This window comes from Undibacterium sp. MH2W (genome assembly GCF_049340215.1).
In the GTDB taxonomy this organism is placed as follows: Bacteria; Pseudomonadota; Gammaproteobacteria; order Burkholderiales; family Burkholderiaceae_D; genus Undibacterium.
In genome coordinates, this window is sequence record NZ_JBMPPA010000012.1 from 77,947 (window position 1) to 84,964 (window position 7,018).

Below are 7,018 nucleotides of genomic sequence, written 5' to 3' on the forward strand. Positions count from 1 at the left end.
TTGCGATGATCACCTCAGGCGTGCTGCAAGCCGCGTGGGATCGCACCAAGCAATGTTTTTGTGTAGGTTTGCTGCGGATGGTGATACAGATCATCGGCATTAGCGAGTTCAACGACTCTCCCTTTGTTCATCACCATGACTTGGTCGGCAATGTATTTCACCACCGCCAGATCATGTGAAATGAAGATGTAAGACATCCCAAACTCTTCTTGAAGATCTTGCAGTAAATTGAGTACCTGTGCTTGCACCGACACATCCAGAGCAGACACCGACTCATCACACACCAAGACCTCAGGCTTCATTGTCAAGCATCGTGCAATCGCAATACGTTGACGCTGTCCACCAGAAAATTCATGGGGGTAGCGATGGAATGCCGTCGAGGGTAATCCCACTTTATCAAGAAGTTGTTGCGCCATTTTTGCGCGTTCGGCGTCGGTTTGTCCAATCTCATGAATGCGCATCGGTTCCATTAAGATTTGGCCGATGGTAAAGCGCGGATTGAGAGAGGCATACGGATTCTGAAAAATAATCTGAATGCGACGTTTGTACTGCAAAAATTCTTTATTTGACATCGACAGAATATCTTTGCCATCAAAGATTGCCTGACCACTTGTTGCCTGATGTAGTCGTAACAAACTCAATCCAACGGTTGTTTTTCCAGATCCGGACTCGCCTACGACGCCCAGCGTCTTTCCTCGGGCAAGTTTGAACGACACTTGATCCACTGCTTTAAATTCTTTTTTTCCAAACAAGCCTTCCCGAGTAAAAAAGCTCTTACTCAGATTTCTGACGTCGAGAATAATTTCTTCATCACCACGAAGCCCACGGGTGCGCTCTTCTTGTGGCGGAAGTTCTCCGTGATTGTCCATGAAATCGCTGATAACCGGTAAGCGCCATGGACGATGATCCAAGCTCGGACGGCAATGTAAAAGCGCTTGTGTGTAAGTATCTGCAGGGCGTTCAAAGATTTGCTCAACCGATCCCGCTTCACGGATCTCGCCATGGCGCATCACGATGACATGATTGGCAATCTCACCCACCAGTGCCAAATCGTGCGTGATGAAAAGCACAGACATCTGGCGCTTAATACGTAGGGCGTTAATCAAATCAATAATCTGTTTTTGAATCGTGACATCCAGAGCCGTCGTCGGTTCATCTGCGATTAATAATTTCGGTTCGCAGGCGATAGCCATGGCAATCATCACGCGTTGCTGTTGCCCACCAGATAGTTGGCTTGGGTAAGCGTCGACTTTGCGTTGAGGGTCAGGTATGCCGACTTCTTCCAATAACTCAATCGCGCGGCTACGTGCTTGCTGAGCATTCATCTGCATGTGCAGCTGTAAGACTTCAGCGATCTGAAATCCGACGGTAAAGACGGGATTGAGAGACGTCATCGGCTCTTGGAATATCATCGAGATATCTCTGCCACAAAGCTGACGTCTTTCTGCGAGACTCATATCCAGCAAGCTTTTTCCTTCGAAGACAATCTGACTCTCCGAGGCAATACGCGATGTGTCGACGGGTAATAAACCCATCACAGCAAGCGAGCTGACCGATTTGCCGCTGCCGGATTCGCCGACTAAGGCGACGGTGGTGTTATGCGGGATCTCAAATGAAATCCCTTTGACAGTTTCAACGTATTCTTTCTTTGACACTCGAAACGACACTCTTAGGTTGTCGACCTTGAGCAAAGCAGGGGACGCTGGTTCGATAGTTTTCATATGGATCCTTATTTCAGCTTAGGGTCGAGGGCGTCACGCAAGGCGTCGGTAAATAAAGAAAAAGCAGTCACCAAGACGGCCATTGCCATTGTTGCTGCAACAAGTTGCCACCACTTTCCGAGAATGAGTTCATTTTGAGCCTCATTCAGCATGCTGCCCCAAGAGACCGTTCCGACAGGGACACCAAATCCCAGAAAACTGAGAATCACTTCCGATTTGATAAAACCCACCACCAAAATCGATACCTGAACCAATGCGACATGGCTCACATTCGGAAAAATATGAATAAACATCTTGCGCCAGTGTGATGCGCCGATGGCGTCTGCTGCCCAGACATATTCGCGTGCCTTGTGCTTCATGTACTCTGCGCGCATCAATCGGAATGGCCCCGTCCAACCTGTGAATGCCAGAATCAGAATGATGGTCGAGATCCCTTTTTGTTGCAGTACGGCGGCAACTGACAAAATCAATAAGAGGTAAGGGATGGAGGTGAATATGCTATAAAACCAGTTAAACAAATCATCGACTCGTCCACCAAAATAACCTGCAACCGCACCAAATAAGGTGCCGAGTAAGGTCGCCAAGAAGGCAGCGATAATGCCAACAAGGATCGAGGTTTCAGCTCCTTTGATGGTTTTTTTAATGATGTCATGTCCCCATTTATCGGCACCAAATGGCAGAGTTGCGGCACGAATCGTCGTCGCTGCTTTACCCGATTTCGCCAACGCGATACGTATCTCACTCATTTCTTTTTCGAGGGGGTCGACAATGCCATAGTCTTCAGTGACGACACCGGACTCCGCGTGTTCTTGATGTCGCAAGCTTTTGATGACATCTCTGAGCGGATCCAATGGATTATCCGTCCCAGAAATCGACGTTTGACTCGATTGTTTAGCTTGCTTTACGTCTGTCGCGTCACTGATTGCATCCTTGCTGACAGTAAAAGTCGGTGGTGCATACGAGATGCCTGTTTCCACCTCCCAATCTGCGGCAATGACGCCGATGGATGACAGAAAAATAGTGACAAGAAACGCGACGACAATCGCGAGCGCGATCATTGCGATGTTGTCGGCACGCAGACGACGCCATGCGAGTGCCCACAGCCCCGGGGATGATTGAGGTTGTGCTGCTACGCTGACGTGAGAAGTTTGTTGAAGCGATGGATTCATGCTGTAGTCCTATTTCAATTGAACGCGTGGATCGACTGCTTGATACAGAAGATCGGTCAATAAATTAAAGATCATCGTCGCTGCAGCAACGTAGACCGTGATTGCTTTAATGACAGGGAAATCACTTCGTTCTACGGCAAGAATAACTTCGCGGCCAATGCCAGGGATCGAGAAAAATCGCTCGATCAAAAATGCGCCAATCAATAACGCAGGAAGATTGAACATGACATACGTAATGATCGGAATGGCTGCATTTCGCAAAACGTGGACCCATTTGATGCGATGTTCAGAGACGCCTTTTGCACGCGCAGTGCGGACGTAATCTTGATTGACTTCATCCAAAATAAACGTACGGAACAAACGCAAGCTTGGTGCAACGCTCACAGCGAGGCCGATGAGGATCGGTAATGCAGAGAATTTAAATAAATTTTCTGCGAAGCTTTCTCCCCAGCCTTGTACTGGGAACAGGCTGAATTGGTAAGCGAAGAAGTATTGTCCAACGATGATGTAGACCAAAATACTAATAGACATCCCCATCGTGCAGGCAATCATGACTGCGCGATCAGTGAAGGAGCCACGACGGAAGGCAATACCTAATGCCAGCGCGATTGCCGTGAGCGTCTCTAAAATCGTTAGCGGTAATAGAATGGCCATCGATGGTCCAAGACGCGTCAGAATAATGGAGGAGACTGGCTCACCAGTACTCCAACTATTTCCAAAGTCAAAGGTTACGATTTGCTTTATAAAAATCCATAGTTGGATGTAATAAGGCTGATCGATGCCTAATTGTTTTCGGATGTTGGCAATTTGGGCAGGGTTGGACATCTTGCCAGCCAAAATATAAGCGGGATCGCCACCCACCCAGTTAAACAAGAAAAATACCAGCAAAATAACGCCGAGCATTGTCGGTGCCATTTGCCATAGGCGGCGGAGGATGTAAGCAATCATTGGAAGGTCTCGCTGTCAATCTGAGTGTGATACATGTTTTTATTCATTGTCGTTTCTTGCGAATGGGCATCGTCATCCGAGATCAAATGCCACACGGCGCTATTCTTTTTTACTTATTTTTATCGATATCGATAAACATCCACTCGGTCAGCATGACAGGATGTTTTTTGAATCCGATCACCCGTGGTTGCGAGAGCATGTTCCGGTAACGTGCGTACCCAAGTCGTTGTGCTGAGTAGACTTCCATAATGCGTGCCATCTTGTGATACAGCAGGTCGCGTTCTGGTCCGGCGGGTAACTTTAACGACTGCTCATATAACTGATCGTATTCGGGAATCGCAACGCAACCGTTATTGTTGAGATGAATATTGGCGCCATAAAAGAGCTGCATAAAGTTGTCGCCGTCCGGATAATCAGCGATCCAAGGGGAGATGCGCTGTGTCAGGTGGCAATCTTTTTCGGCCTTGAGAATTTCTGCGAAGGGGCGGAAATCAACGTTCATACGGATGCCGATACTGTCATACGTTTTTTTCCACACTTCTGCTTGCAAATGTCCGCGAGATTCGGTTTGTGATGTGTAGTTAATCTGAAATGGCTTCCCATCCGGTAAATTACGGTAGCCGTCTGCGCCTCTTTTGTAGCCGAATTTATCTAATAGTGCATTCGCGGCGACGGGGTCATATTGGATGCTGCTTTTATACTGAGGGTCATGACCGACGACACCTGGTGGAATAGGATACTCCAGTGGAACTGCCTCGCCGTTTTCAACGATACGGTTTTCGTCGTCAACATTGTGGGCCATCGCAATCGCGCGCCGAAGTGCAATTTTCTCTTTCGATAAGCCACCAAAAACCGGGTCACGCATATTCCAGTAATACACAGTGAGCTCCGGGTCGACGATGCGTGAGAGCTGAATACCTTTTTGTTGAAATTCTGGTTTTAATTTACCATCCCGGAGAACTTGGGGTGCCAGTCCACCGTATAACTGAAATTGGTCGACTTCATCTTTCTGGAAAGCCAGTAGACGAGATTGGTCTTCGAGAATGTCACTAACAATAATGCGTCCAATTTGAGGCAGTCGCTTCCCCTGCATGGCTGCCGTAATTTTCTGATCTTCTGAATTATTCCCACCTTGAAAGTTCCAATAGACGGGACGATAGTTTTGATTGGCGTCGAGCACAATCTTTGAACCACGCACCCACTCTGTCACTTTAAAAGGCCCGGTTCCAACCGGATTAGCCATCACCAGCCCCTGCTGGTCTTGGTATTTTTCAACGACTTCACGTGCGACGGCCGAAGTCGCTGGGTGCGAAAATATCATCGTCAAATTAAAATCTGGCCGTAATAAGTGAAGGCGTAAGGTGTATTTGTCTAACACCTCGATGCCAGGAATTTTTGCGTCGTAATCGAATTTGCCAGTTTTTTTCGCTTTCGCGACTAAGTCATCGAGGCCGATAATTTTTTGCTCAAACAGCCAGCTATGTGCAGATGCGGTTCGAGGATCCATCAGACGTTTAATCGAATAAACGTAGTCGTTAACAGTTAATTCCCGCTTTTTGCCCTTAAACGCATCGTCCTCGGTGAACAGAATCCCTTTTTTCAATTTGATCGTAAAGGTTTTCCCATCGGGCGAAATGTCCGGCAAGCCATCGGCGGTTTGTGGAATGATTTTGGCTGGACTTGCCAGATAGTCATAACCATACAAACGTTCAAATACCACCTCGACAATCGCATGTGAGTAGGTATCTCTCACTCCGATAGGATCAAACCCCGTTTCCGCTACTGGGAATATCGTCCGAAATACCTTACTCGGATCCGCAAAGGTGGGAGGATTTGTCGCAGAGCCAGTCGCTTTCGCATCTTGTGCGAAGACTGCCATAGGAGCGCTAACGCAGAGAGTCAATCCTAACAAGGCAGCGATGGTACGACGTTGAAGCGCTTCTAAAGCCGAACGAGGGGGAACGAAAAGTGAATGCTTTTGCTTGAATGAAACATTGAAATTCATGCGACGGATACTCCTGCTTACCTGTTTCTGATGAACGTACGTGACGAATGCGTCGTTACCTTAACTGATGTTTGGTTTGCAAGGGCGTTTGGATACATATTTTTCATTTTTTTACTTGCACTGAAATTGGGCAATTTTTATTGAATGAAGTCGATTAAGGGGATTTTTTGAAATCGGCTGCGACTTTTTATGCTGTTCTGCATTAATGACGGTGATGTGCGCAACAAAATTTCACCCCGTTTTATTGTTGCATAGTACATAAAAAGAAATTTTATTTGCTTTAGTCAATTAATTGGCAAATTTCAAGGAAACGAGACGAATAAGAAGCATCGATGCACCAAATTTATGCTGCATGGCACAAAAATATGCATTTCCTTTTATTGCTTTTTTTTGGCAAAATGCGCTCTGTTGTTTTTCGGCGAATTTTGAAGTCCAAAGTATTGACAGTGAGTGTCATGAAATGGTTTTATGCGCCTTCGGAAATTTTTTGGCCTAAAAATTTTCAGAATAAAACGCAAAAATAAAGTTTATTTACACTGAGTTACATCGAATAGTCGGTGGTAACGTTTGACCGGGTCAAGTGTAATCAGAAAAGCGCTGAAACGGCATTTATTGTCGTTTAATCTCGCTCCTCGTTGATGTGAGTAGACGCTAAGCTGTTTTATCGACTTATTTAATGACAAAAAATAAGCAATTGCGAGTAGTAATTACCATTTAGAATAAGATGTAGAATTTTTGTTATTGCCTGCCAATCCATATTCTGCAAATTGTGCGATATGAAATGAGAGGTTTGCAAAATTGTGTGAGTCGTTTTTGCTAAAAAGCATGACTTATATTTTGGTGTTTCCTCTATAAGTAAATTAATAAATGGTTTTGCGGTGCAATGTTTAATTTGTGTCCCGAACAGAGCTCCGTAACATTTATAATTATTTTTTTGTGTGAGACGTTTTGACTTGAGTCAAATAGTAGAAGTAGAACTTGTGGTTCGGGAGGAGTTTTAATGGATTTTTCAAATCGCCAGCAAGAGCCGGGTAAGAAGTTCCTCGGCATGGGGCTGGTTTTAGCATTTCACTTAGTGCTGTTGTATGCGCTGCTCAATGGCTTAGGGACAAAGATCGTACAGATCATCCAAAAGCCAATGGAGACTAAAATCGTGGAAGAGGTAAAACCTCCGC

General features: G+C 45.9%; 4 protein-coding genes. All 4 read right to left on the reverse strand.

What is annotated here, in order from left to right:
- Nucleotides 1-14: 14 nt before the first annotated feature.
- Complete coding sequence (locus tag ACO0K2_RS19195) at nt 15-1,721, reverse strand: ABC transporter ATP-binding protein (RefSeq protein ID WP_423021668.1); 1,707 nt, start codon at nt 1,719-1,721, stop codon at nt 15-17.
- An 8-nt stretch (nt 1,722-1,729) separates the two neighbouring features.
- A complete protein-coding gene (locus ACO0K2_RS19200) occupies nt 1,730-2,890 on the reverse strand; it encodes an ABC transporter permease (protein WP_423021669.1) in 1,161 nt (386 codons plus the stop codon).
- 9 nt (nt 2,891-2,899) lie between these two features.
- Complete coding sequence (locus tag ACO0K2_RS19205; protein ID WP_423021670.1) at nt 2,900-3,838, reverse strand: ABC transporter permease; 939 nt, start codon at nt 3,836-3,838, stop codon at nt 2,900-2,902.
- A 109-nt stretch (nt 3,839-3,947) separates the two neighbouring features.
- Nucleotides 3,948-5,843, reverse strand: a complete 1,896-nt coding sequence (locus ACO0K2_RS19210; protein ID WP_423021671.1) for an ABC transporter substrate-binding protein — start codon at nt 5,841-5,843, stop codon at nt 3,948-3,950.
- Nucleotides 5,844-7,018: the final 1,175 nt, after the last annotated feature.

Excerpts from the sequence above, each read along its gene's own strand:
- ACO0K2_RS19205 (WP_423021670.1), bottom strand. The coding sequence starts at position 3,838 with ATGATTGCTTACATCCTCCGCCGCCTATGGCAAATGGCACCGACAATG.
- ACO0K2_RS19210 (WP_423021671.1), bottom strand. The coding sequence starts at position 5,843 with ATGAATTTCAATGTTTCATTCAAGCAAAAGCATTCACTTTTCGTTCCC.
- ACO0K2_RS19200 (WP_423021669.1), bottom strand. The coding sequence starts at position 2,890 with ATGAATCCATCGCTTCAACAAACTTCTCACGTCAGCGTAGCAGCACAA.
- ACO0K2_RS19195 (WP_423021668.1), bottom strand. The coding sequence starts at position 1,721 with ATGAAAACTATCGAACCAGCGTCCCCTGCTTTGCTCAAGGTCGACAAC.